The following is a 23,115-nucleotide window of genomic DNA, read 5'->3' on the forward strand; positions in this document are numbered from 1 at the left end:
GTCAGCCGGCGGCTGCGGGCTCCGGGAGCTCGGCCGCCGGGCCGGGCACCGCGGGGGCCGTCAGCGGGCGCTCGCGCAGGGACAGCAGGACGCGGACCACGCCGATCCACACCAGGCACGAGCCGAACATGTGCAGCCCGACCAGGATCTCCGGGGTGTCCGTGAAGTACTGGACATAGCCGATCACACCCTGGCCCATCAGGATCAGGAAGAGGTCCCGGGCGCGGTGCAGCGGGCCGACGGGGGCGTCGACGGCCTTCAGGACGAACCAGAGCGCGACGGTCAGGGCCACCACGACCCAGGCCAGGTCGGCGTGCAGCTGGGCGATCGTCTTCCAGTCGATCGGGATGCGGTGGACGTCGCTGGAGTCACCTGCGTGCCGCCCGGCGCCCGTGACGACCGTACCGACCGCGATCAGCAGCCCCGCCGCGACGACCAGCAGCCAGGTCAGCTGCGCGACCGCCTTGCCGACCAGCGGACGCGGCGCCTCGTCGCCCTCGCGGGTCCGCTGCCACATCACGACCGCGACCGCCAGCAGCGCCGTGGACAGCAGGAAGTGCGCCGCCACGGTGTACGGGTTGAGGCCGACCAGCACGACGACGCCGCCGAGGACGGCGTTGCCCATGACCACCCAGAACTGGACCCACCCGAGGCGGGTCAGCGAACGCCGGCCCGGCTTGGCGGACCGGGCCGCGATGATCGCCCAGCCGACCACCGCGCACAGGACGTACGTCAGCATCCGGTTGCCGAACTCGATGGCGCCGTGGAAGCCCATCGCGCTCGTCGCCGTCAGGCTCTCGTCGGTGCACTTGGGCCAGGTCGGGCAGCCGAGACCGGAACCGGTCAGCCGTACGGCGCCGCCGGTGACGACGATGAGGACGGCCATGACGACCGCGGCCATGGCCGCACGGCGCACCGTCCGGTCGGACGGGGTCCAGCGGTCGGCGATGTACTGCAGCGGGTTCCGCGCGGCTTGAGCGACTTCGGCTCGGGTCAGCTTGGGCACGCGCACCATCGTAGGCGGCAGCTTGTGCAAGCTTTCACGAGGGGGACGAATCGTGACCCGGCGGGTGTCCGGGGCTCACTCCCAGCGGAAGAAGCGCGCCGCCGCTCCGAGCCCCAGCACCGCCCACACGGCCAGGATGCCGACATCGCCCCACGGCAGTGCCGCACCGTGCTGGAGGACGTCCCGAAGCCCGTCCGACAGCGCCGTGATCGGCAGCAGGCCCAGCACCGACTGCACCGCGTCCGGGAACTTCTCCAGCGGCACGATCACCCCGCCGCCGACGAGCAGCAGCAGGAACACCAGGTTGGCGGCGGCCAGCGTCGCCTCGGCCTTGAGCGTCCCGGCCATCAGCAGGCCGAGCCCGGAGAAGGCTGCGGTCCCCAGCACCAGCAGGAGCAGCACCGCGAACGGGTTGCCGTGCGGCGACCAGCCCAGCGCGAAGGCGATCACCGTCAGCAGGACGACCTGGAGCACCTCGGTGACCAGCACCGCGAGGGTCTTCGCGGCCATCAGCGCCCAGCGGGGCAGCGGCGAGGCGCCGAGCCGCTTGAGCACGCCGTAGCGCCGCTCGAAACCGGTGGCGATGGCCTGTCCGGTGAAGGCCGTCGACATCACGGCGAGCGCCAGGATGCCCGGGGCCAGGAAGTCGACCGACGCGCCCGAGCCGGTGTCGACGATGTCGACCGCGCTGAACAGCACCAGCAGCAGCGTCGGGATGACCACCGTCAGCAGCAGCTGCTCGCCGTTGCGCAGCAGCATCCGGGTCTCCAGCGCGGTCTGCGCGGCGATCATGCGCGGCAGCGGGGCGGCGCCCGGCCGGGGGGTGTACGTACCGGCGCTCATGCGCGCAGCTCCTTGCCGGTCAGTTCGAGGAAGACGTCCTCCAGGGTGTGGCGCTCCACGGAGATGCCCGAGGGCATCACGCCGTGCTGCGCGCACCAGGAGGTGACGGTGGCCAGCAGCTGCGGACCGACGTCGCCGGTGATGCGGTACGCGCCGGTGCTGAGCTCGGCCGCCTCGGTGCCGGGGGGCAGCGCCTTGAGCAGGGAGTCCAGGTCGAGGCCGGGGCGGCCGGTGAAGCGCAGGGTGTTCTCGGCGCCGCCGCGGCACAGGGCCTCGGGGCTGCCCTGGGCGACGAGCCGGCCCGCGTCGATGAAGGCGACGTCGTCGGCGAGCTCCTCGGCCTCGTCCATGAAGTGGGTGGTGAGCACGACGCCGACGCCGTCGGCGCGCAGCTCCCGTACGAGATCCCAGGTGGAGCGGCGGGCCTGCGGGTCGAGGCCGGCGGTGGGCTCGTCCAGGAAGACGAGTTCCGGGCGGCCGACGACGGCCATGGCCAGGGCGAGCCGCTGCTGCTGGCCGCCGGAGAGCCGCCGGTAGGCGGTGCGGCCGCAGCCGCCGAGGCCCAGGCGCTCGATGAGGGCGTCGACGTCGAGCGGGTGGGCGTGGAGTTTCGCCATGTGGCGGAGCATCTCGTCGGCGCGGGCGCCGGAGTAGACGCCGCCGGACTGGAGCATCACACCGATCCGGGGGCGCAGCCGCGCCGCGTCGGCGACGGGGTCGAGCCCGAGGACCCGGACGGTGCCCTGGTCCGGACGGCGGTATCCCTCGCATGTCTCGATCGTGGTGGTCTTGCCGGCGCCGTTGGGACCGAGGACCGCGGTGACCGCGCCGGCCGCCACCTCCAGGTCGAGGCCGTCCACGGCGGCCTTGCCGCCGTACCGCTTCACCAGGCCACGGACCTGGACAGCCGGGCCGGAGGGGGGTGAAACGGGCTCGCTCTTCATGGGCGGTAAGTCTAGGCAGCCGCCTCGGGGGCCCCGGTCCGGGGGCTTGATTAGGTAACCCTAAGTGATGGATTCCACGGTTGATCGTTTCGGACCGTGGTTGTCAGGGCCGAAGGAATTACGCAACAATGGCGTTGTGAAATACGTGGGAGAGGCTCCGCAGGAGGAACTCGCGACCGGTGAGCGCTCGACGCGCAACCGGGTCGCGCGCTCCATTCTGGACCACGGCCCCTCCACCGTCGCCGATCTGGCGAAGCGCCTGGGGCTGACCCAGGCGGCCGTCCGCCGCCATCTCGACGCCCTCGTCTCCGACGATGTCGTCGAGGCCCGCGAGCAGCGGGTCTACGGGGCACGGACCCGCGGCCGTCCGGCCAAGGTGTTCGCCCTGACCGACTGCGGCCGGGACGCCTTCGACCAGTCCTACGACACGCTTGCCGCGGACGCCCTGCGCTGGATCGCCGAGACCTCGGGCGACGAAGCGGTCATGGCGTTCGCCCGGGCCAGGATCGCCGAGCAGTCGGCGGCCTACCGCGCGGCGATCGAAGCCGCGGACCCCGAAGCCCGTACGGAGGCGCTGGCCAAGGCCTTGTCCGCCGACGGGTACGCTGCTACGGCGCGCAGCGCGCCGGGCCCGCAACAGGGTGAGCAGCTGTGTCAGCACCACTGCCCGGTCGCACACGTCGCCGAGCAGTACCCGCAGCTGTGCGAGGCGGAGACGGAGTTCTTCTCCAGCCTCCTGGGGACCCATGTGCAGCGTCTGGCCACCATCGCCCACGGCGACGGGGTGTGCACGACGTACATTCCGCGCAGCGGCCACCCCACCCCGCAGACCACTGATTCAGCATCCACAAGCAAGTCCGGGAGGAACCCCGCATGACGCTCCCTACGGAGACTGCCCACCCTGAGCTCGATGGCCTGGGCACGTACGAATTCGGCTGGGCCGACTCCGACGCGGCAGGCGCGGCAGCCAAGCGCGGCCTCTCCGAGGCCGTCGTCCGCGACATCTCGGAGAAGAAGAACGAGCCCGAGTGGATGCTGAAGCTGCGGCTCAAGGGCCTCAAGCTCTTCGGCAAGAAGCCCATGCCCAACTGGGGCTCGGACCTCTCGGGCATCGACTTCGACAACATCAAGTACTTCGTGCGGTCGACGGAGAAGCAGGCGGAGTCCTGGGAGGACCTGCCCGAGGACATCAAGAATACGTACGACAAGCTCGGCATCCCCGAGGCGGAGAAGCAGCGCCTGGTCGCCGGTGTCGCCGCGCAGTACGAGTCCGAGGTCGTCTACCACCAGATCAACGAGGAGCTGGAGGCGCAGGGTGTCATCTTCATGGACACCGACACCGCGCTGAAGGAGCACCCGGAGCTCTTCAAGGAGTACTTCGGCACCGTCATCCCGGTCGGCGACAACAAGTTCGCCTCGCTGAACTCGGCCGTGTGGTCCGGTGGCTCGTTCATCTACGTGCCGAAGGGTGTGCACGTCGAGATCCCGCTCCAGGCCTACTTCCGTATCAACACGGAGAACATGGGCCAGTTCGAGCGGACGCTGATCATCGTCGACGAGGACGCCTACGTCCACTACGTCGAGGGCTGCACCGCCCCGATCTACTCCTCGGACTCCCTGCACTCCGCGGTCGTCGAGATCATCGTGAAGAAGGGCGGCCGCTGCCGCTACACGACGATCCAGAACTGGTCGAACAACGTCTACAACCTGGTCACCAAGCGCGCCGTGGCCTACGAGGGCGCGACCATGGAGTGGGTCGACGGCAACATCGGCTCCAAGGTCACCATGAAGTACCCGGCCGTCTACCTGATGGGCGAGCACGCCAAGGGCGAGACCCTGTCCATCGCCTTCGCGGGCGAGGGCCAGCACCAGGACGCCGGCGCCAAGATGGTCCACATGGCCCCGAACACCTCGTCCAACATCGTCTCCAAGTCGGTGGCACGAGGCGGCGGCCGCACCTCCTACCGCGGTCTGATCGAGATCGGTGAGGGCGCGCCGGGCGCGAAGTCCAACGTGCTGTGCGACGCGCTCCTGGTCGACACCATCTCGCGCTCCGACACCTACCCGTACGTCGACGTCCGCGAGGACGACGTGTCGATGGGTCACGAGGCGACCGTCTCCAAGGTCTCCGAGGACCAGCTCTTCTATCTGATGAGCCGCGGCATGACCGAGTTCGAGGCCATGGCGATGATCGTGCGCGGCTTCGTCGAGCCGATCGCGAAGGAGCTCCCCATGGAGTACGCGCTCGAGCTCAACCGGCTGATCGAGCTGCAGATGGAGGGTTCGGTCGGCTAGTACGCCGGCGCCCGAATCCCCCCTGACATCTGTCCGACTGAGAAAGCGAGCACTACGACAGCCATGGCTGAGGCTCAGAACATTCCTGCGGGGTCCACCACCGCCGGTTCCATCGCGGTGGCCGCGGAGTCGACCGTCGCCACGCGCATGAGCGCACCCCCGTCCTTCGACGTCGCGGACTTCCCGGTCCCGCACGGCCGCGAGGAGGAGTGGCGGTTCACCCCGCTGGAGCGGCTGCGCGGGCTGCACGACGGCACCGCCGTCGCCACCGGCAACGCGGTGAAGGTCGCCATCGAGGCCCCCGCGGGCGTCACGGTCGAGACCGTCGGCCGCGACGACGCCCGCCTCGGCCGGGCCGGCACGCCGGTGGACCGGGTCGCCGCGCAGGCGTACTCGTCCTTCGAGCAGGCCTCCGTCGTCACCGTCGAGAAGGAAGCCGTGCTCACCGAGCCGATCCGGATCGCGGTGCACGGCGAGGGCGGGGTGGCCTTCGGCCACCAGGTCGTCGAGCTGGGCGCCTTCGCCGAGGCCGTCGTCGTCATCGACCACACCGGCGACGCGGTGCTCGCCGCCAACGTGGACTACGTCCTGGGCGACGGCGCCAAGCTGACCGTCGTCTCCGTGCAGGACTGGGACGAGCGGGCCGTGCACGTCGGCCAGCACAACGCCCTGGTCGGCCGGGACGCCTCGTTCAAGTCCATCGTCGTCACCTTCGGCGGTGACCTGGTCCGGATCCACCCGCGGATCGCCTACGCGGGCACGGGCGGCGAGGCCGAGCTCTTCGGTCTGTACTTCACCGACAAGGGCCAGCACCAGGAGCACCGCCTCCTGGTCGACCACAACACCCCGCACTGCAAGTCCAACGTGGCCTACAAGGGCGCACTGCAGGGCGACGGCGCGCACGCCGTCTGGATCGGCGACGTCCTCATCCAGGCGGCCGCCGAGGGCACCGACACCTACGAGATGAACCGCAACCTGGTTCTCACCGACGGTGCCCGGGTCGACTCGGTGCCGAACCTGGAGATCGAGACCGGTGAGATCGTCGGCGCCGGCCACGCCTCCGCGACCGGCCGCTTCGACGACGAGCAGCTGTTCTACCTGCAGTCCCGGGGCATCCCGGCCGAGGAGGCGCGCCGCCTCGTCGTGCGCGGCTTCTTCGCCGAGCTGGTCCAGCAGATCGGCCTGCCGGACGTCGAAGCCCGTCTCCTCGACAAGATCGAGACCGAGCTGAAGGCGTCGGTCTGATGGCCTTCGTCAAAGCCTGTGCGCTGAGCGAGCTGGAGGACGACACCCCCAAAAGGGTGGAGCTCGACGGCACGCCGGTCTCCGTCGTCCGCACCGAGGGCGAGGTGTTCGCGATCAACGACATCTGCTCGCACGCGAACGTCTCGCTGTCCGAGGGCGAGGTCGAGGACTGTTCGATCGAGTGCTGGCTGCACGGATCGAGTTTCGACCTGCGCACCGGCAAGCCGTCCGGCCTTCCCGCGACACGCCCCGTCCCCGTATACCCCGTCAAGATCGAAGGGGACGATGTGCTCGTCTCCGTCACCCAGGAGTCCTGAGTCACCCATGGCAACGCTTGAAATCCGCGACCTGCACGTCACCGTCGAGGCCGACAACGCCACGAAGGAGATCCTCAAGGGCGTCGACCTGACCGTGAAGCAGGGCGAGACCCACGCCATCATGGGCCCCAACGGGTCCGGCAAGTCCACCCTCGCGTACTCGCTGGCGGGGCACCCCAAGTACACCGTCACCAGCGGCACGGTCACCCTGGACGGCGAGGACGTCCTGGAGATGTCCGTCGACGAGCGGGCCCGCGCCGGCCTGTTCCTCGCCATGCAGTACCCGGTCGAGATCCCCGGTGTCTCGGTCTCCAACTTCCTGCGCACCTCCGCCACCGCCGTCCGCGGCGAGGCGCCCAAGCTCCGCACCTGGGTGAAGGAGGTCAAGGAGACGATGTCCGGCCTCCAGATGGACCCGTCCTTCGCCGAGCGCAACGTCAACGAGGGCTTCTCCGGCGGTGAGAAGAAGCGCCACGAGATCCTTCAGCTGGAGCTCCTCAAGCCGAAGGTCGCGATCCTCGACGAGACCGACTCCGGCCTCGACGTCGACGCCCTGCGCGTCGTCTCCGAGGGCGTCAACCGGGTCCGTGAGACCGGCGAGGTCGGCACCCTGCTGATCACGCACTACACCCGGATCCTCCGGTACATCAAGCCCGACTTCGTGCACGTGTTCGCCAACGGCCGGATCGCCGAGTCCGGCGGCGCCGAGCTCGCCGACAAGCTGGAGAACGAGGGCTACGAGGCATATGTGAAGGGTGGCGCTTCCGCGTGACACAGCTGCCGGGCCTCCTCGACACCGAGGCGATCCGCAAGGACTTCCCCCTGCTGGATCGTACGGTCCACGACGGGAAGAAGATCGTTTACCTGGACAGTGCGGCGACCTCGCAGAAGCCGCGCCAGGTGCTCGACGCCCTCAACGAGTACTACGAGCGGCACAACGCCAATGTGCACCGCGGTGTGTACACGATCGCGGAGGAGGCCACGGCGCTGTACGAGGGCGCCCGTGACAAGATCGCCGCGTTCATCAACGCGCCCAGCCGCAACGAGGTGATCTTCACCAAGAACGCCTCGGAGTCGCTCAACCTCGTGGCCAACATGCTCGGCTGGGCCGACGAGCCCTACCGGGTCGACCACGAGACCGAGATCGTCACCACCGAGATGGAGCACCACTCCAACATCGTGCCGTGGCAGCTGCTCTCGCAGCGCACGGGCGCGAAGCTGAAGTGGTTCGGCATCACGGACGACGGCCGCCTCGACCTGTCCAACATCGACGAGATCATCACCGAGAAGACGAAGATCGTCTCCTTCACGCTGGTCTCCAACATCATGGGCACGATCAACCCGGTCGAGCAGATCGTCCGGCGCGCCCAGGAGGTCGGTGCGCTGGTCTGCATCGACGCCTCGCAGGCCGCCCCGCACATGGTGCTCGACGTGCAGGCGCTGCAGGCCGACTTCGTGGCCTTCACCGGCCACAAGATGGTCGGCCCGACCGGTATCGGCGTGCTCTGGGGACGGCAGGAGCTCCTGGAGGACCTGCCGCCGTTCCTCGGCGGCGGCGAGATGATCGAGACCGTGTCGATGCACTCCTCGACCTACGCCCCGGCGCCGCACAAGTTCGAGGCGGGTACGCCTCCGATCGCCCAGGCCGTCGGCCTCGGCGCGGCCGTGGACTACCTCTCGGCCATCGGCATGGAGAACATCCACCGCCATGAGCAGGCCATCACCGCCTACGCGGTGAAGCGGCTGCTGGAGGTGCCGGACCTCAGGATCATCGGCCCGGCCACCGCGGAGGACCGCGGCGCCACGATCTCCTTCACGCTCGGCGACATCCACCCGCACGACGTGGGCCAGGTGCTCGACGAGCAGGGCATCGCGGTCCGGGTCGGACACCACTGCGCACGGCCGGTCTGCCTGCGGTACGGAATTCCTGCGACCACGCGGGCGTCGTTCTATCTGTACTCCACGCCCGCCGAGGTCGACGCCCTGGTGGACGGCCTGGAACACGTCCGGAACTTTTTCGGTTAGACAGCGGCTGAGGATTGACTCGTGAAGCTTGATTCCATGTACCAGGAAGTGATCCTGGACCACTACAAGCACCCCCACGGGCGCGGCCTGCGGGACGGCGACGCCGAGGTGCATCACGTCAATCCGACGTGCGGTGACGAGATCACACTGCGGGTGCGGTACGAGGGCGAGACGATCGCCGACGTGAGTTACGAGGGCCAGGGCTGCTCCATCAGCCAGGCCAGCGCCTCCGTGCTGAACGAGCTGCTGGTCGGCAAGGAACTGGGCGAGGCGCAGAAGATCCAGGCCGCGTTCCTGGAACTGATGCAGTCCAAGGGACAGCTGGAGCCGGACGACGCGATGGAGGAGGTGCTGGAGGACGCCGTGGCGTTCGCCGGTGTCTCCAAGTACCCGGCCCGGGTCAAGTGCGCGCTGCTGAGCTGGATGGCGTGGAAGGACGCGACGGCGAAGGCGCTGTCCGAAGGGAAGACCGCATGAGCGACAACGAGACCCTCACCACCAAGCCGGCCTCCGAGGAGGAGGTCCGCGAAGCGCTGTACGACGTGGTCGACCCCGAGCTGGGGATCGACGTCGTCAACCTGGGGCTGATCTACGGCATCCACATCGACGACGCCAACATCGCCACGCTGGACATGACACTGACGTCGGCGGCCTGTCCGCTGACCGATGTGATCGAGGACCAGGCGAAGTCCGCCACCGACGGCATCGTCAACGAACTCCGGATCAACTGGGTCTGGATGCCGCCGTGGGGCCCCGACAAGATCACGGACGACGGCCGCGAGCAGCTGCGCGCGCTGGGCTTCAACGTCTGAGCAGCCCGTACGACGACGCACGGCCCCCGGAGCATTCCGCCGGGGGCCGTTCGCCGTTGTTCGCCCGGTGTACGCCTGCCGTGCGCCCTGTGTTGGCACGGAAACCGGAACCTGCTTCTCGACACCACGCCGACGAGAGGTACGCCGTGCCGCATTCCCCTGTCCTCCGCCACCACCGGGCCGTCGCAGCAGGAGGCGCGCTGGCGCTGGCGGCCCTGGTGCCGGCCGTGCCCGCGCACGCCGCGAGCTACGGAACGCCGACGATCTCGTTCTCCGCCGACTATCTCTCCGGCGCCGTCGGGGCCAGCGGCGACCCGGTGGTCACGGTCACCGTCGCCCAGAGCGGAGCCGACGCCGACGCGCTAGGGGTGGCCGCCTCCGCCAGCTCCAAGTCGTCCGTGGCCGCGCCCGGCGACGTCACCGTGACCGGCACCGGCGCCACCCGGCAGCTCCGGGTCACCGCCCACGCCCGCGGCTACACCGACCTCACCGTCAAGGTCACCGGCCTCGGCGGCAAGAGCGCCACCAGGAAGCTGCACTACGCGGCCTCCGCCGCCGTGCAGAACGCCGCCGACACCCACTACCTGACCGGCTCCTCCGACGCCTCGGCCGCCGTCGACGCCGGCGGCGGCTATGCGGTGGTCGCCGACGACGAGTCCAACACGCTGCGCCTGTACGACCGCAACGCCTCCGGCGCGCCCGTAAGGACCTGGGACGTGGCGAAGAAGCTCGGTGTCTCCAAGGAGGTGGACATCGAGGGCGCGACCCGCATCGGCAACACGATCTACTGGACGGGCTCGCTGGGCAACAACAAGGACGGCGAGTACAAGGCGGACCGCAACACCGTCTTCACCACCACGGTGACCGGCTCCGGGGCGTCCACCCAGCTGACCGTCGGCGGCTCGTACAAGAAGCTCCGGGACGACCTCGTCGCCTGGGACAAGTCCAACGGCGACCGCTACGGCTTCGCCAAGGGGACGAAGAGCGGCCAGGTGCCCAAGCAGATCGACGGCTTCAACATCGAGGGCCTGGAGTTCGCGCCCGGTTCGACGACCACCGCCTACCTCGGCTTCCGGGCGCCGCTCGTCCCGCCGAAGGAGGGCGCCAAGGCATTGATCGTGCCCGTGACCAACTTCGACAAGGTGGCGGGCTCCGGGGCGAAGGCCGTCATCGGCAGCCCCATCGAGCTGGACCTCGGCGGGCTCAGCATCCGTGACATCCGGAAGAACTCCGCCGACCAGTACCTGATCGTGGCCGGCTCCTGGGCGGCGGACGACAACTCCGACCCGTACGCCGTCTACTCCTGGGACGGCGTCGCCGGCCACGCGCCGGTGAAGCGTCTCGACCTGCCGACCGCCGACCCGGGCGGCTGGGAGGCCGTGGTGGACGTGCCGGACCTGACGGTGCCCGGCGCCCGCGCGCAGCTGATCACGGACGCCGGTTCGGCCGATCTGTACGGGGACGGCACCGAGGCCAAGGACCTGGACCACGCCGAGTGGAAGAAGTCCCGCGCGACCTGGTTCACGCTCAACGGCTGATCCACCGGGGCGGGCCTCGCGCTTCGCCCTCCGCACGGCCGTGCCCGCCGGTTCGCCGGGGGAGCACGGCCGTTCTTAATTAGCGCACCTGTTCTATTCGCGTACGCTGGACGCATGGCACCGCACCAGCTCCAGGGATCGCTCTTCGACCAGGGCGACGAGGTACGCCTGGGCCCGCTGGGCGGGATGCGCAGGACGGTTCTCGGTCACGGGGCCTGGATCGACCTGCTGCCGGGATGGCTCAGCGGTGCCGGGACGCTGTTCGAACGGCTGGCCGCCGACGTCCCGTGGAAGGCGGAGCGCCGGGAGATGTACGAGCGCGTCGTGGACGTGCCCCGGCTGCTCGCCTTCTACGGGGCCGGCGAGCCGCTGCCGCACCCCGTTCTCGACGAGGCGCGCCGGGCCCTGTCCACGCACTACCGCGCCGAGCTCGGCGAGGAGTTCGCGACGGCCGGCCTGTGCCACTACCGCGACGGGCGCGACAGCGTGGCCTGGCACGGCGACCGCATCGGCCGGGGCGCCCGCGAGGACACGATGGTCGCCATCCTCTCCGTCGGCACCCCCCGCGACCTGCTGCTGCGCCCGGTGGGCGGTGGCGGGGCCGTGCGCCGCCCACTGGGGCACGGCGACCTGATCGTGATGGGCGGCTCGTGCCAGCGGACCTGGGAGCACGCCGTCCCCAAGTCCGCCCGGACCGCCGGCGGACGCATCAGCATCCAGTTCCGGCCGCGCGGGGTGCGGTAACCGCTCCCGGGGCGCCTGCCGAAAGAAGTCCTGCGCGAACCCTTGACCGCTGCGGGGGGTGAGGCCCACAGTACTCGTTAATGCGCATTAGTAATACGCATTAACGATCCGGAGGAACACTGTGGAAGAACCCAAGCGGCGGGCCCGGCCGGGCCGCGCCCCCTCGCCCGCGGGCCGCACGTCCCGGCCCCGGCAGGCCGAGGTCGCGCGTCTCGCCGGGGTCTCCCAGGCCACGGTCTCGCTGGTCCTCGGGGCGCGGAAACAGGGCGCCACGATCTCGGAGGAGACCCGGCGCAAGGTGCTCGACGCGGTGCGCACGCTCGGCTACGTCCCCGATCCGGCAGCCAGCAGGCTGGCCGCCGCGCGCAACAACCTGCTCGGGGTCTTCAGCTTCACCTCCACGTTCCCGACCGACGTGCAGCACTCGTACTACCCGTTCCTCGTCGGTGTCGAGCAGGAGGCCGCGGTCCGCGGCTACGACCTGGTGCTCTTCACCGGCTCCAGTACGGGCGGCGCCGGGGCCGCCGGTCCGCACGCGCTCAACCGGGTGCGGCTCGCCGACGGCTGTCTGTTCCTCGGACGCCACGCGCCCGCCGACGAGCTGCTGCGCCTGGTGGCCGACGGCTTCCCCGTGGTCCACCTGGGCCGCAGGGACGAGCTGGAGGGGCTGGCGTGGGTCGGCGCCGACTACATCAGCGCCAGCCGGGAGGTCGTCGCGCACCTCGCCTCCCTCGGGCACCGCCGCATCGTGCTCGTCCGCGAGGACGACGATGCCCCCGCGTCCACCGACCGCGAGCACGGCTTCCTCAAGGGCCTGGAGGAGGCGGGGCTGCCGGGCGGCCCCGGGGCCGTCTTCCGTTCGGCCGACCCGGAGCGCGACCTCACCGCGGAGCGGCTGCGCGGCTGGCTGGACGACGGGGTGACCGCGTTCGTCGCGGAGGAGACCGACACCGGCGATGCCTGGCGGGCCCTGCACGGCGCCGCACACTTCGTCGGGATCGACTGCCCGCGCGACGCCTCGCTCGCGGTGCTCGGCAGCCCGCCGCCGGACCTCGCGGACGGCCCGGCCATCACCGGATTCGACATCCCCCGTACGCGGCTGGGCGCCGCCGCCGTGCGGATGCTCGCCGCGCTGGTCGCCGGGGAGGAGGCGACGGAACCCCTCGTGGCCTGCGCCTTCCGCCCCGGCGCGACGGCCGGCCCGCCGCCCCCCGGCCATCTGTGACCCCCTCCGCGCCAACGCACCGAGCACACCCCGCACTTCAAGGAGAACCGTGATACCCGAACCCGACATCCTCATCGTGGGCGCCGGTCTCGGCGGCGTCGCCGCCGCCCTCGCCGCCTGCCGGGCGGGACGCACCGTCGTCCTCACCGAGGAGACGGACTGGATCGGCGGCCAGCTCACCTCGCAGGCGGTCCCGCCGGACGAGCACCCCTGGGTGGAGGAGTTCGGGACCACCGCCTCGTACCGCGCCCTGCGCGAGTCCATCAGGGACCACTACCGCCGCTGGTACCCGCTGCGTTCCGAGGCCTTGGCCCTCACCACCCTCAACCCCGGGGCCGGCCGCGTCAGCAAGCTCTGCCACGAGCCGCGCGTCGCCCTCGCCGTACTGGAGGCGATGCTCGCACCGCACCGCTCGTCCGGCCGGCTCACGCTCCTCACCGAGCACCGCCCGGTCGCCGCCGAGGCGGGCGACGACGACACCGTGCGGTCCGTCACGCTGGAGGACACCCGAACCGGCAACCGCCGTACCCTCGGCGCCCGTTACGTCATCGACGCGACCGAGACCGGCGAGCTGCTCGAACTCGCCGGGGTGGAGCATGTGACCGGCGCGGAGGCGCGCGGCGAGTTCGACGAGCCGCACGCTCCCGAGGAGGCCCAGCCCCTCAACCAGCAGGGCATCACGGTGTGTTTCGCGCTCTCCCACCACGAGGGCGAGGACCACACCATCGAGCGGCCCGCCGACTACGACTTCTGGCGCGCCTACCGGCCGGACTTCTGGCCGGGCCCGCTGCTCGGTTTCCTCGCCCCCGACCCCCGCAGCCTGGAAGCCGTACCGCGCACCTTCGTCCCCAACCCGGACCTCGACCCGCTCGACGTCAACGCCGACCAGTCGGCCGACGCGGGCGACAAGGAACTCTTCGGCTTCCGCCGCATCCTGGCCCGCAAACTGCACCGGCCCGGCGCCTTCGACTCCGACATCACGCTGGTCAACTGGCCGCTCAACGACTACTGGCTCAAGCCCCTGGTCGGCGCAGGCGAGGAGACATCGGCCGCCGCGCTGGCCGGGGCCCGCCAGCTCTCGCTGTCGGTGCTGTACTGGCTCCAGACCGAGGCGCCGCGCGCCGACGGCGGCCGGGGATTCCCCGGGCTCCGGCCGCGCCCCGACATCACCGGCACGCCCGACGGGCTCGCCAAGGCCCCGTACGTCCGCGAGTCGCGCCGGATCAAGGCCGTCACCACCGTCACCGAGCACGACGTGTCCATCGACATCGTCGGCCCGTACGGCGGCACCCGGTACCGGGACTCCGTCGGCGTCGGCAACTACCGCATCGACCTGCACCCCTCCACCGGGGGCGACAACTACATCGACATCGGTTCCGTGCCGTTCGAGATCCCCCTCGGCGCCCTGATTCCGCGCCGCGTCCGCAACCTGCTGCCCGCCGGCAAGAACATCGGCACCACCCACATCACCAACGGCTGCTACCGGCTCCACCCGGTGGAATGGAACATCGGCGAGGTCGCCGGCGCCCTCGCCGCGCACTGTGTCGCCGAGGGCGTCGAGCCGCACCGCGTCCAGGCCGAGGACAAGCGGTTCGAGGCGTTCGCCCAGGTGCTGGACCGCGAAGGCGTCCAGCGCCACTGGCCCGATGTACGCGGCTACTGACCCACCCCCGGGCGGCACCCGCCGCCCACGACACCGCACCACCGCTTCACCGCAAGGCCCCCCGGGCGGCGGCGGAGTGCCGGGCGGGCGCAGCTCCACCTGTACCCGCCCGGCCCAGGGCCCCGGTCCCGTGAACGACCGGCCCCTGCCGCCCTCCGCCTGCCCACCCGCACAAGGAGGTGCCCAGCCATGAACACCCACCGCATCCGCGTCGGCATCGACGTGGGCGGAACCTTCACCGACGCCGTGGCCGTCGATGCCACGACCCTGCTTCTGCTGGGGCAGGTGAAGGTTCCCACCAGCCACCACCACGAGGACGGCGTCGCCCACGGCATCGTCGAAGCTCTCGACCGCCTGCTGGAGCAGACCGGCCACACCCCGCAGGAGGTGACCTTCCTCGCCCACGGCACCACACAGGCTACCAACGCGCTGCTGGAGGGCGACGTCGCCACCGTCGGCCTGATCGGTATCGGCGCAGGTCCGAGCGCGGCGCTCACCCGCCGGCTGGCCGCCCTGCGCAAGCTGGAACTCACCCCGGGCAAGCGGCTTCCGCTCGTCTACGGGCACGTGGCCGACCCGCAGGACGCGGCCGCCGTACGCGAGGCCCTGGACGCGGTCGTACGCGAGGGCGCCGAAGTGGTCGTCGCCAGCCAGCCGTTCAGCGTGGACCGCCCCGAGGGCGAGGACGCCGTCACCGCCGCCGCCGGGGAGCGCGGGCTGCCGACGACCGCCGCGCACGACATCACTTCGCTGTACGGGCTCCACAAACGGACCCGGACCGCCGTGGTGAACGCCGCGATCCTGCCGCGCATGCTCGCCACCGCCGATCTCGTCGACGCCTCCATCGCCAAGGCGGGGGTGAGCGCGCCGCTGATGGTGATGCGCTGCGACGGCGGGGTGATGTCGCTGGACGAGATGCGGCGCAGACCGCTGCTGACGGTGCTGTCGGGACCGGCGGCGGGTGTCGCCGGAGCGCTCATGCAGGAGCGCGTCAGCGAGGGCCTGTTCCTGGAGACCGGCGGAACGTCCACGGACATCAGCGTCGTGCGGCGGGGCAAGGTCGCCGTCCGGCACGCCACCATCCTCGGCCGGACCTCGTACCTGTCGGCGCTCGACGTCCGCACCGTCGGGGTCGGCGGCGGGTCGATGGTCCGGGTCGCGGGCGGCGCGGTCACCGGTGTCGGGCCGCGCAGCGCGCACATCGCGGGGCTGGCCTACGCCTGCTTCGCGAGCGCGGAGGACCTGCGCGACGCCAGGATCACCCTGATCCGGCCGAAGGAGGACGACCCGGCCGACTACGCGGTGATCGATGCCGCGGGCGGGCGCTTCGCGATCACGATGACCTGCGCGGCCAACGCCCTGGGACGGGTGCCGGAGGGGGACTTCGCGCGGTGCGACCCGTCCGTGGCCGAGGCCGCGATCGCCCCGCTGGCCGCCCTGCTCGGCACGGACGTCGCCGCGGCGGCGACGATGATCCTGGACGCGGGCACCGGCAAGGTCAGGGCCGTGGCCGAGACGATGATGCGCGACTACCGCCTCGACAAGGACACCGCGGTGCTCGTCGGCGGGGGCGGTGGCGCCGCCGCCGTCACGCCCCACCTCGCGGCCGTCACCGGCCAGGAGGGCAGGATCGCCCGGCACAACGAGGTGATCAGCCCCATCGGCGTGGCCCTCGCCCTCGTCCGGGAACAGGTCGAGCGCATCATCCCCGGAGCCGGCCAGGAGCAGATACTCGCCGTGCGCGCCGAGGCCGAGGCCGCCGTCGTCGCCCAGGGCGCCGCCGCCGACGGCGTCGAGGTGGAGGTCACCGTCGACCCGCAGACCAGCACCGTGCGGGCCGTCGCGACCGGCGCCACCGAACTGCGGACCCAGGACCGGGCGCACCGCGCCGACGAGGCGGACCGGCTGCGCGCCGCGGCCGACAGCCTCAGGACCGACCCGGCCTCGGTGCGCGTCCTGGCGGGCACCCCCGCCCACACCGTGTACGGCACCGATGTGCACCGCCGGTTCCGCCCGGACCTCCACCCGGTGCGGGTCGTCGACGCGGACGGCGTCGTACGGCTCCACGCCCCCGACGCCCGGGTCGAGACCACCACCGTGGGCCGGGCCCCCGAAGTCCTCGCCGGTCTGGTGACTGAGGCGACGTCGTACGGCGACGGCGGTGTCCGCGCCCCGGCGCTGCGGCTGCTGCTCGGTTCCCGGATCGCCGACCTGTCCGGGGTGCTGGATCCGCAGCCGCTGCTCGCGCTCGCCCGCAGCGAACTGCGCGCCCGCGCCGCCGACGAACCGGTCGTCGCCGTCCTGGAGGTGCGCTCATGACGGCCGCACCGCTCGACCGGGCCGCACGCGCGGCGATCGGGGAACTCGCGGCGTACGACGACGCCGAGTTCGGCGCGCGGCTGCTGGCGAACACCCCCACGCACGAGGGGCGTGACCCGGAGCTGCTGCGGCAGTGGGCCCGCAGGGCCGACGCGTTCGGCTCGGCGCTGGCTCCCGCCGCCTCCACGGCCCGGATCGTGGAGAGCGAAGGCGGTCTGGCGAGGGGCCTGCTGGCCCGCTACACCTCACGGCCCGTGCCGACCGTCGAACTGTTCACCGACACCCTGGCCCTCGCCGAGGAGCTGACGGAGCGGCTCGGCTGGCGCCACTGGTTCCCGGCCGGTTCGGTACGGGCGGCGGCCCTCGCCCATGAGGCCGTGCACGAGCGGCTCCACCACGGGCCCGCGAAGAAGGCCCTGAAGCGCGACCTGAACCATGTCGTCCTCCGCGCCGGGCGGCACACCCTGTACGGCCACGTCGCCGGGGCCGACGAGATCGCCGCCCATGCCCACGCCCGCGTCGCCTGCGGACTGGGACGAAGCCCGCTCCTGCTCACGGCCGCCCTGGCCACCGCGGCCGGGCCGCGGCACGGATCCCCGCACGGAAGAGAGAAGTAACGCCATGGGCGTCGTCATCCTTCTTGTCATGGCGGCCGGAGTCGCCGCGATGCTCACCCGCAGGCTGCCCACCGCCTTCGCGCTCGTCCTCCTCGGCGTCGTCATCGCCCTTGTCGCGGGCGCCCCGCCGACCGGCGAGAACAGCGTCCTGGACACGGTCGTGCAGAACGGCGCGCCGATGCTCGCCGCCACGATGATCGCGATCCTGCTGGGCTCCTGGCTGGGCAGGCTCCTCGACGAGACGGGCATCGCGGGCACGCTCGTCCGCAAGATCGTCGAGTTCGGCGGGGACCGGCCGGTCGTGGTCGCCCTCGGCGTCCTCGCCGTCTCCACCCTCGTCGGCACGGTCACCGGCTCGGCCCCCGCGGCGATGCTCGCCGGCATCATCGGCATCCCCGCCATGATCGCCGTCGGCATCCCCAAGGTCACCGCGGCCGGGACGATCCTGATGGGCATCGCCGCCGGCATGCCCTTCGAACTGCCCATCTGGCAGTTCTTCTCCACGGCCCTCGAACTGCCCGTCGACACGGTCCGCGGCTTCATGCTGAAGCTGTTCCCCTTCGCCCTGGCCGCCGCCGTCCTCTTCGTCCTCGTCGAGACGCGGCGGCGCGGAGTGGAACACGCGTGGTCGCTCAAGTCGGCGTCCGCCAAGCCGGCCTCCCGGCGCAGGCAACTCGGCGACGCCCCCTGGTACGCGCTGCTCACCCCGCTCGTCCCGCTGGGCCTCGCCCTCGGCCTCGAGGTCGCGATCCTGCCCTCGATGCTGGCCGGTGTCCTGTACGCACTGGTCACGACCACGCGGCCGCGCGACATGAACAAGCGGCTGCTGCGCACGCTGTACGGCGCGTTCGAGGTCGCGGCGGCGCCGATCGTGCTGTTCGTCGCCATCGGGATCCTGCTCGCCGCGGTGAAGCTGCCGGGCGCGGTGGAGACCCTGGAGCCGCTGGTCAAGGCCGTCAGCCCGCAGAACCCGGTGCTGTTCGTCCTGGTGTTCACCCTCCTCGTACCGCTCTGCCTCTACCGGGGGCCGCTGAACGTCTACGGCCTGGGCGCCGGCATCGCCGGTGTCCTCATCGCCGCCGGCATCTACCCGGCCGTCGCGGTCCTCGGCCTCGCCACCTCGTACAACCAGGTCTTCGGGGTGTCGGACCCCACCAGTACGCAGACCGTCTGGAGCGCGCAGTACGCCGGGGTGACCCCCCAGCAGGTGATGCTGCGGACCCTGCCGTATGTCTGGGCCGTCGCCCTGGGCGGATTCTGCGTGACCGCCGCCAGTTATCTGTGACCTCTCACGCCGGTCACCCCCACCCCAGTCATCTGTGATCGCTCACTCGGGACGGAGCACGACATGACACAGCACGACGACGCGTACGGGACACACCACAGCGGCCCCCGGCAGCCGAGCCGCAGGATCTTCCTGCGGGGCGCGGTCGCCGGGGCCGCCGCCACCGCCGGGATCGTCGCCACCGGCGCCGCCGCGAGCAGCGCCGCGGCGGCCCCCGGCGGATTCCCCGACTACCGCTACACCAAGACGCTGCTGACGCCCTCGCGGCTGAAGTACAACCCGACCGGCGAGATCATCTTCCCGTGCATCCGGGGCGTCTACGACAAGCTGGCCGCTCCGCTGGGCCGTTACTACCTCTACTACGGCCCGCACGATGCCCCCGGGGGGATCTGCCTGGCCTACGGCGACTCCCTGGAGGGGCCGTTCACCGAGTACCCGGCCAACCCCCTCGTCTCCAACAACTGGCAGCCGCACTACAAGGTCAGCCATGTCGCCTCCCCGCACGTCCTGTGGAACGAGGACGTCAAGGAGCTCTGGCTCTACTTCCACGGCGAGAACGGCACGACCCGCCTGGCCCGTTCCAAGGACGGCATCACCTTCACGTACGACAAGGTGGTGCTCACCACCGCGATGATGCCGGCGGGCAGCACCGAGACCTCGTACGCCCGCGTCTTCCGGCACGACCTGCCCGCGCGCGGCGCGCGCTACGTGATGCTGTTCATGCTCAACAACAGCTCCAACCACCGTGACATCGCCTGGGGATGGTCGAAGGACGGCCGCGACTGGACCTTCGCCCAGCAGCCGCTCGTACGCCACACCGACGTCGGTGCGGACAACATAGGCGGCCCGCACCTGCTGAGCCGGAACGGAAGCACGTACGTCGTCTACAACACCAACAAGGAGAGCGGCGGCAATCTGCTGATCACCGAGGTGGGCAACGACTTCTCCCGCCGCGACCACCTCGGCGTCTTCTACGACTCGGGCAGCGCCGCACCCGAGAACGGCCGCAGCGCCTCCCCGAGCTTCGGGACGGACCACGGGGTGCCGTACATGGTCTACGAGGCGGGCGAGCGGCTCCAGGGCTCGATCGCCGTCGCCCGCGGCTGACAGAGAGAGGGCGGGGTGCGCCGGACCGGCGACGGACGGCGCACCCCACCGCCCCCCCCGGGGACTCAGACCATGTACTGCGGCGGCACGGCGGCCGCCTCGGCGAGGACCGGGCCCAGGTTCTCGGTGCGGATGCGGCGGTCCACGTAGAGCAGGCCCGTCACCAGGGGCGGGAAGATGGCCACGACCAGCTGGCCCACGAGCTGGCCGATCATCAGGGCCAGCACATAGCCGCTCATCGCGACCAGGATCGACGCCGGGTTCGGGTCGTCGCCCAGATTGGCCGAGCCGAGCATGCCGGAGAACATCCCGAGCAGCGAGAACGGCAGCTGGATCAGATAGCTCGCGACCCCGGCGATCATGCTGGCCAGCAGGGTGATCCCGAAGATCCGCCACCAGTCCCCGCGCACCAGCTGGGCGGAGCGGCGCATCGAGGCGATCGGCCCCTGGTTCTCGAAGACGGCCACCGAGGGGGCCAGGGCGAACTTCACCCAGAGCCAGATCCCGAGCGGTGCCGTGGCCAGCGCACCCAGCACGCCCACCACGGCCAGCACCGCGGAGCCCCCGCCGTCCATCGCGAACAGGCCGATGATCAGGGCGACGAACCCGGCCCAGGCGAGCACGATCGGGATCATGGCGATCAGACAGGTCAGGAAGACCGCGCCGAACACCGCGGGCATCCGGCTCCAGGCCCGACGCCAGATGTCGGAGAAGGTGGTCGGCCGGCCGAGCACCGCCTCCTGGAGGACGGCGGGCACCGCCGCGTAGATGATGGCCGTCGCCACCACCATCGCGACCAGGCCGAGCAGCGCGACCAGGCCGAGGGCCACGAGCACCGCGGTCAGATCCTGCGACCTGGGGTCCTCGTCCGCGCGGAGCGCGAACAGCCGGTCCAGCGGGTCGGCGACGGCCGAGTACGCGATGGCCGCCGCCACGACCACCACGGCCAGCGCGCCGCCGTAGACGGCCGCCCCGATGGCGAACAACTGCTTGCCGTAACGGCCGATGGTGGCGAACGAGCCGCCGAATATGTCCCCGAGCCTCAACGGCCCCAGGGGTATCACCCCGGGCTTCGGCGGCATCCAGCCACCGCCCCAGCCACCCCACCCGGGAGGCCCAGGCGGTCCTGGAGGTCCCCCGTACGGCGTGCCCCCCTGGGCACCGCCGCCCCACCCTGCGTCCTGCGCCACTGCTGCTCCGTCGGTCAGTCGATCATGTGTCCGGACGGACCACGGTAGCGTCCCGCCGGTCCCGCCATTCCGGGGCGGACGGCAACCGCCGTTGCGTACACTCGTACACATGGGATACGGACTGCTCGCCGCGGCCATAGCGGCGGAGGTGGCCGGGACGACGGCCATGAAGTACAGCGAGGGGTTCACCCGCCTCTGGCCCTCGCTGATCACCGTCGTCGGCTATCTGCTGGCCTTCTCGCTGCTCGCCCAGACGCTCAAGACCCTGTCCATGGGCACGGCCTACGCGATCTGGGCGGGGACCGGAACCGCAGCCGTCGCCTTCATCGGCATGCTGTTCATGGGGGAGTCCGGCAGCCTGCTCAAGCTGGCCGGAATCGTCCTGGTCATCGCCGGTGTGGTGGTGCTGAACCTGGGCGGTGCGCACTGATGGCCCGGCGGTACGACCCCGAGCGGCGCGCCCGGATCATCGACGCGGCGATCCGGGTGGTCGGCGCCCGGGGGATCGCCGGGCTCAGCCACCGCTCCGTCGCCGCCGAGGCCGATGTGCCGCTCGGCTCGACGACCTACCACTTCGCCTCGCTGGACGAGCTGCTGACCGCCGCCCTGCGCCGCTCCAACGAGAACTTCGCCGGGCTCATGCGCGAGAGCCGGGCCCTTGCCGACCCGGCCGCCGACCTCGCCGCCGAACTCGCCCGGCTGCTCGGGGAGTTCTTCGGCGGCGGCCGGGGCCGGGCGGAGCTGGAGTACGAGCTCTACCTCGCCGCGCTGCGCCGGCCCGCGCTGCGCCCGGTCGCCGCCGAGTGGACCGACGCCACGGCCGCCCTGCTGGAACCCCGCACCGATCCGGCCACCGCCCGCGCCCTGGTGGCGCTGATGGACGGCATCTGCCTCCAAGCGCTGCTCACCGGCGGGGAGTACGACGAGGCCTACGCCCGCGAGATGCTGGGGCGCATCACCGGCTGACGCCCCGGACCGCTGCCAGGGCCGTCCGTACGCTCTCCTCGATGTCGGTGACCGGGTACAGCGCCTCGCGGACCACCCGGTCCCGGTCCACCACCAGGGTCAGCCGCTTCAGCCGGCTGACGCCCGCCGCGCGGAACGTGGGCAGGCGCAGGGCGGCGGTCAGTTCGAGGCCGGCGTCCGACAGGAGCGGGAAGCGCAGCCGCTCCGCCTCCGCGAACGCCAGCTGCTCGTCGGGGCGCTGGGTGGAGATGCCGTGCACGGTGGCCCCGGCCGCGGTGAACTCGGCCAACTGGTCGCGGTAGGTGCACGATTCGAGGGTGCATCCCCGGGCGCCGGGGATGCCGGACCAGCCCGGCGGATAGGACTCCTGGCGGGCGTAGGCGCCCGGGAAGAAGTACAGGACGGTGTACGGCGTGGCCGCCACCGGGTCCTGCCGCCCGCCGGTGTGCCCCGGCAGGCTCAGCTCCGGCACCTCGGTGCCCACCAGCGCGTGCACCCGCGCGGCCTCCCGAGAGGACTCCTCCGTGGTCGCCATGGTCGCTCCGTCTCCCGTCACCCAGGCATCGCCCCAGTCCTGGAGCGCGATCAGTACCGGCAGCAGGGCGCGGCCGCGCGGCGTCAGCCGGTACTCGTACCGGGCGGGCCGGTCCTGGTAGGGCTCGCGGGAGAGCACTCCCGCGTCGACCAGCAGCCGCAGCCGCTCGGTGAGCACCTTGCGGGACACGCCCAGTTCGTGCTGGAGCGCGTCGAACCGGTGCACCCCGCGTGCCGTGTCCCGCACGATCAGCAGCGTCCACCAGTCGCCGACCACGTCGAGCGCCTGGGCGATCGCGCAGTCCGCGTCCGCCAGGCTGCCGCGCTGGGCCATGGGGCCTCCTCCGTCAGGGTGTGACGGCCATTGAACTGCATCCGGTGAACCGCGTCCGTCCGCGTTGACCTGAGCAGAGCATGCTGCCATAGTCAGTTCCCAAAGG

The 23,115-nt window shown here is 71.3% G+C and carries 23 protein-coding genes; 18 read left to right on the forward strand and 5 right to left on the reverse strand.

Translation table 11 applies throughout. The features are described 5' to 3' along the window. Nucleotide 1: 1 nt before the first annotated feature. The 3 genes from RLT58_RS27645 to RLT58_RS27655 all read right to left on the reverse strand — a co-directional run bounded on the left by RLT58_RS27645 (nucleotide 2) and on the right by RLT58_RS27655 (nucleotide 2,793). Entirely contained in the window at nucleotides 2-1,015 is a 1,014-nt protein-coding gene (locus RLT58_RS27645; RefSeq protein WP_311313077.1) for a COX15/CtaA family protein, read from the reverse strand. 66 nt (nucleotides 1,016-1,081) lie between these two features. Continuing rightward, a complete protein-coding gene (locus tag RLT58_RS27650) occupies nucleotides 1,082-1,849 on the reverse strand; it encodes an ABC transporter permease (RefSeq protein WP_311313078.1) in 768 nt (255 codons plus the stop codon). Beyond that, nucleotides 1,846-2,793, reverse strand: coding sequence for an ABC transporter ATP-binding protein (locus tag RLT58_RS27655; RefSeq protein ID WP_311313079.1), 948 nt, complete (start codon nucleotides 2,791-2,793; stop codon nucleotides 1,846-1,848). Before RLT58_RS27655 ends, RLT58_RS27650 begins: the two co-directional genes overlap by 4 nt. A gap of 136 nt (nucleotides 2,794-2,929) precedes the next feature. Here RLT58_RS27655 and RLT58_RS27660 point away from each other — a divergent pair, with 136 nt between their 5' ends. From RLT58_RS27660 to RLT58_RS27735, 16 genes are all read left to right on the forward strand, one after another. Further along, nucleotides 2,930-3,670 (forward strand): helix-turn-helix transcriptional regulator, encoded by a 741-nt coding sequence (locus RLT58_RS27660; protein WP_311313080.1) that lies wholly within the window; start codon nucleotides 2,930-2,932, stop codon nucleotides 3,668-3,670. Continuing rightward, nucleotides 3,667-5,088 carry a Fe-S cluster assembly protein SufB gene (sufB, locus tag RLT58_RS27665; protein WP_031094525.1) on the forward strand — a complete coding sequence of 474 codons (1,422 nt, stop codon included), beginning with the start codon at nucleotides 3,667-3,669 and terminating at the stop codon, nucleotides 5,086-5,088. The genes RLT58_RS27660 and sufB overlap by 4 nt, the downstream gene beginning before the upstream one ends. A gap of 63 nt (nucleotides 5,089-5,151) precedes the next feature. Next, on the forward strand, nucleotides 5,152-6,333 hold the full coding sequence (sufD, locus tag RLT58_RS27670) for a Fe-S cluster assembly protein SufD (protein ID WP_311313081.1): 1,182 nt from the start codon (nucleotides 5,152-5,154) through the stop codon (nucleotides 6,331-6,333). After that, on the forward strand, nucleotides 6,333-6,650 hold the full coding sequence (locus RLT58_RS27675; RefSeq protein WP_018555702.1) for a bifunctional 3-phenylpropionate/cinnamic acid dioxygenase ferredoxin subunit: 318 nt from the start codon (nucleotides 6,333-6,335) through the stop codon (nucleotides 6,648-6,650). Before sufD ends, RLT58_RS27675 begins: the two co-directional genes overlap by 1 nt. Nucleotides 6,651-6,657: 7 nt before the next feature. Next, nucleotides 6,658-7,422, forward strand: a complete 765-nt coding sequence (gene sufC, locus RLT58_RS27680; protein ID WP_311313082.1) for a Fe-S cluster assembly ATPase SufC — start codon at nucleotides 6,658-6,660, stop codon at nucleotides 7,420-7,422. After that, complete coding sequence (locus RLT58_RS27685; protein ID WP_311313083.1) at nucleotides 7,419-8,675, forward strand: cysteine desulfurase; 1,257 nt, start codon at nucleotides 7,419-7,421, stop codon at nucleotides 8,673-8,675. The genes sufC and RLT58_RS27685 overlap by 4 nt, the downstream gene beginning before the upstream one ends. Nucleotides 8,676-8,696: 21 nt before the next feature. Further along, nucleotides 8,697-9,152 carry a Fe-S cluster assembly sulfur transfer protein SufU gene (sufU, locus tag RLT58_RS27690; RefSeq protein WP_311313084.1) on the forward strand — a complete coding sequence of 152 codons (456 nt, stop codon included), beginning with the start codon at nucleotides 8,697-8,699 and terminating at the stop codon, nucleotides 9,150-9,152. Then, entirely contained in the window at nucleotides 9,149-9,487 is a 339-nt protein-coding gene (locus RLT58_RS27695; RefSeq protein ID WP_093539690.1) for a metal-sulfur cluster assembly factor, read from the forward strand. The genes sufU and RLT58_RS27695 overlap by 4 nt, the downstream gene beginning before the upstream one ends. Before the next feature lie 146 nt (nucleotides 9,488-9,633). Beyond that, entirely contained in the window at nucleotides 9,634-11,025 is a 1,392-nt protein-coding gene (locus RLT58_RS27700; RefSeq protein WP_311313085.1) for a DUF3616 domain-containing protein, read from the forward strand. Nucleotides 11,026-11,139: 114 nt separating this feature from the next. Then, complete coding sequence (locus RLT58_RS27705; protein ID WP_311313086.1) at nucleotides 11,140-11,769, forward strand: alpha-ketoglutarate-dependent dioxygenase AlkB; 630 nt, start codon at nucleotides 11,140-11,142, stop codon at nucleotides 11,767-11,769. Nucleotides 11,770-11,890: 121 nt separating this feature from the next. Beyond that, nucleotides 11,891-12,994 (forward strand): LacI family DNA-binding transcriptional regulator, encoded by a 1,104-nt coding sequence (locus RLT58_RS27710; protein WP_311313087.1) that lies wholly within the window; start codon nucleotides 11,891-11,893, stop codon nucleotides 12,992-12,994. A 49-nt stretch (nucleotides 12,995-13,043) separates the two neighbouring features. After that, entirely contained in the window at nucleotides 13,044-14,657 is a 1,614-nt protein-coding gene (locus RLT58_RS27715; protein ID WP_311313088.1) for an FAD-dependent oxidoreductase, read from the forward strand. A gap of 189 nt (nucleotides 14,658-14,846) precedes the next feature. Next, nucleotides 14,847-16,976, forward strand: coding sequence for a hydantoinase/oxoprolinase family protein (locus RLT58_RS27720; protein WP_311313089.1), 2,130 nt, complete (start codon nucleotides 14,847-14,849; stop codon nucleotides 16,974-16,976). Next, the gene (locus RLT58_RS27725; protein WP_311313090.1) at nucleotides 16,973-17,593 is read left to right on the forward strand and encodes a hypothetical protein; all 621 of its coding nucleotides are present in this window, start codon (nucleotides 16,973-16,975) and stop codon (nucleotides 17,591-17,593) included. Before RLT58_RS27720 ends, RLT58_RS27725 begins: the two co-directional genes overlap by 4 nt. Nucleotides 17,594-17,597: 4 nt before the next feature. Then, nucleotides 17,598-18,878 carry a TRAP transporter large permease gene (locus RLT58_RS27730; protein WP_311313091.1) on the forward strand — a complete coding sequence of 427 codons (1,281 nt, stop codon included), beginning with the start codon at nucleotides 17,598-17,600 and terminating at the stop codon, nucleotides 18,876-18,878. 63 nt (nucleotides 18,879-18,941) lie between these two features. Continuing rightward, complete coding sequence (locus RLT58_RS27735; RefSeq protein WP_311313092.1) at nucleotides 18,942-19,985, forward strand: hypothetical protein; 1,044 nt, start codon at nucleotides 18,942-18,944, stop codon at nucleotides 19,983-19,985. Between the two features lie 65 nt (nucleotides 19,986-20,050). On the opposite strand, the gene RLT58_RS27740 is transcribed toward RLT58_RS27735, so the two are convergent. After that, complete coding sequence (locus tag RLT58_RS27740) at nucleotides 20,051-21,067, reverse strand: DUF7847 domain-containing protein (RefSeq protein ID WP_311313093.1); 1,017 nt, start codon at nucleotides 21,065-21,067, stop codon at nucleotides 20,051-20,053. A 217-nt stretch (nucleotides 21,068-21,284) separates the two neighbouring features. Here RLT58_RS27740 and RLT58_RS27745 point away from each other — a divergent pair, with 217 nt between their 5' ends. Then, nucleotides 21,285-21,605 (forward strand): DMT family transporter, encoded by a 321-nt coding sequence (locus tag RLT58_RS27745; RefSeq protein ID WP_311313094.1) that lies wholly within the window; start codon nucleotides 21,285-21,287, stop codon nucleotides 21,603-21,605. Continuing rightward, on the forward strand, nucleotides 21,605-22,141 hold the full coding sequence (locus tag RLT58_RS27750; RefSeq protein WP_311313095.1) for a TetR/AcrR family transcriptional regulator: 537 nt from the start codon (nucleotides 21,605-21,607) through the stop codon (nucleotides 22,139-22,141). Before RLT58_RS27745 ends, RLT58_RS27750 begins: the two co-directional genes overlap by 1 nt. On the opposite strand, the gene RLT58_RS27755 is transcribed toward RLT58_RS27750, so the two are convergent. Continuing rightward, complete coding sequence (locus RLT58_RS27755; protein WP_311313096.1) at nucleotides 22,131-23,009, reverse strand: HxlR-like winged helix-turn-helix transcriptional regulator; 879 nt, start codon at nucleotides 23,007-23,009, stop codon at nucleotides 22,131-22,133. The genes RLT58_RS27750 and RLT58_RS27755 overlap by 11 nt on opposite strands. Nucleotides 23,010-23,115 lie beyond the last annotated feature (106 nt).

The sequence above is a fragment of the Streptomyces sp. ITFR-16 genome (assembly GCF_031844705.1).
Classification (GTDB): Bacteria; Actinomycetota; Actinomycetes; order Streptomycetales; family Streptomycetaceae; genus Streptomyces.

Excerpts from the sequence above, each read along its gene's own strand:
- sufD (WP_311313081.1), top strand. The coding sequence starts at position 5,152 with ATGGCTGAGGCTCAGAACATTCCTGCGGGGTCCACCACCGCCGGTTCC.
- RLT58_RS27705 (WP_311313086.1), top strand. The coding sequence starts at position 11,140 with ATGGCACCGCACCAGCTCCAGGGATCGCTCTTCGACCAGGGCGACGAG.
- RLT58_RS27655 (WP_311313079.1), bottom strand. The coding sequence starts at position 2,793 with ATGAAGAGCGAGCCCGTTTCACCCCCCTCCGGCCCGGCTGTCCAGGTC.
- sufB (WP_031094525.1), top strand. The coding sequence starts at position 3,667 with ATGACGCTCCCTACGGAGACTGCCCACCCTGAGCTCGATGGCCTGGGC.
- RLT58_RS27725 (WP_311313090.1), top strand. The coding sequence starts at position 16,973 with ATGACGGCCGCACCGCTCGACCGGGCCGCACGCGCGGCGATCGGGGAA.
- RLT58_RS27750 (WP_311313095.1), top strand. The coding sequence starts at position 21,605 with ATGGCCCGGCGGTACGACCCCGAGCGGCGCGCCCGGATCATCGACGCG.
- RLT58_RS27695 (WP_093539690.1), top strand. The coding sequence starts at position 9,149 with ATGAGCGACAACGAGACCCTCACCACCAAGCCGGCCTCCGAGGAGGAG.
- RLT58_RS27735 (WP_311313092.1), top strand. The coding sequence starts at position 18,942 with ATGACACAGCACGACGACGCGTACGGGACACACCACAGCGGCCCCCGG.
- sufC (WP_311313082.1), top strand. The coding sequence starts at position 6,658 with ATGGCAACGCTTGAAATCCGCGACCTGCACGTCACCGTCGAGGCCGAC.
- RLT58_RS27740 (WP_311313093.1), bottom strand. The coding sequence starts at position 21,067 with ATGCCGCCGAAGCCCGGGGTGATACCCCTGGGGCCGTTGAGGCTCGGG.
- RLT58_RS27745 (WP_311313094.1), top strand. The coding sequence starts at position 21,285 with ATGGGATACGGACTGCTCGCCGCGGCCATAGCGGCGGAGGTGGCCGGG.
- RLT58_RS27720 (WP_311313089.1), top strand. The coding sequence starts at position 14,847 with ATGAACACCCACCGCATCCGCGTCGGCATCGACGTGGGCGGAACCTTC.
- RLT58_RS27645 (WP_311313077.1), bottom strand. The coding sequence starts at position 1,015 with ATGGTGCGCGTGCCCAAGCTGACCCGAGCCGAAGTCGCTCAAGCCGCG.
- RLT58_RS27730 (WP_311313091.1), top strand. The coding sequence starts at position 17,598 with ATGGGCGTCGTCATCCTTCTTGTCATGGCGGCCGGAGTCGCCGCGATG.
- RLT58_RS27650 (WP_311313078.1), bottom strand. The coding sequence starts at position 1,849 with ATGAGCGCCGGTACGTACACCCCCCGGCCGGGCGCCGCCCCGCTGCCG.
- RLT58_RS27755 (WP_311313096.1), bottom strand. The coding sequence starts at position 23,009 with ATGGCCCAGCGCGGCAGCCTGGCGGACGCGGACTGCGCGATCGCCCAG.
- RLT58_RS27675 (WP_018555702.1), top strand. The coding sequence starts at position 6,333 with ATGGCCTTCGTCAAAGCCTGTGCGCTGAGCGAGCTGGAGGACGACACC.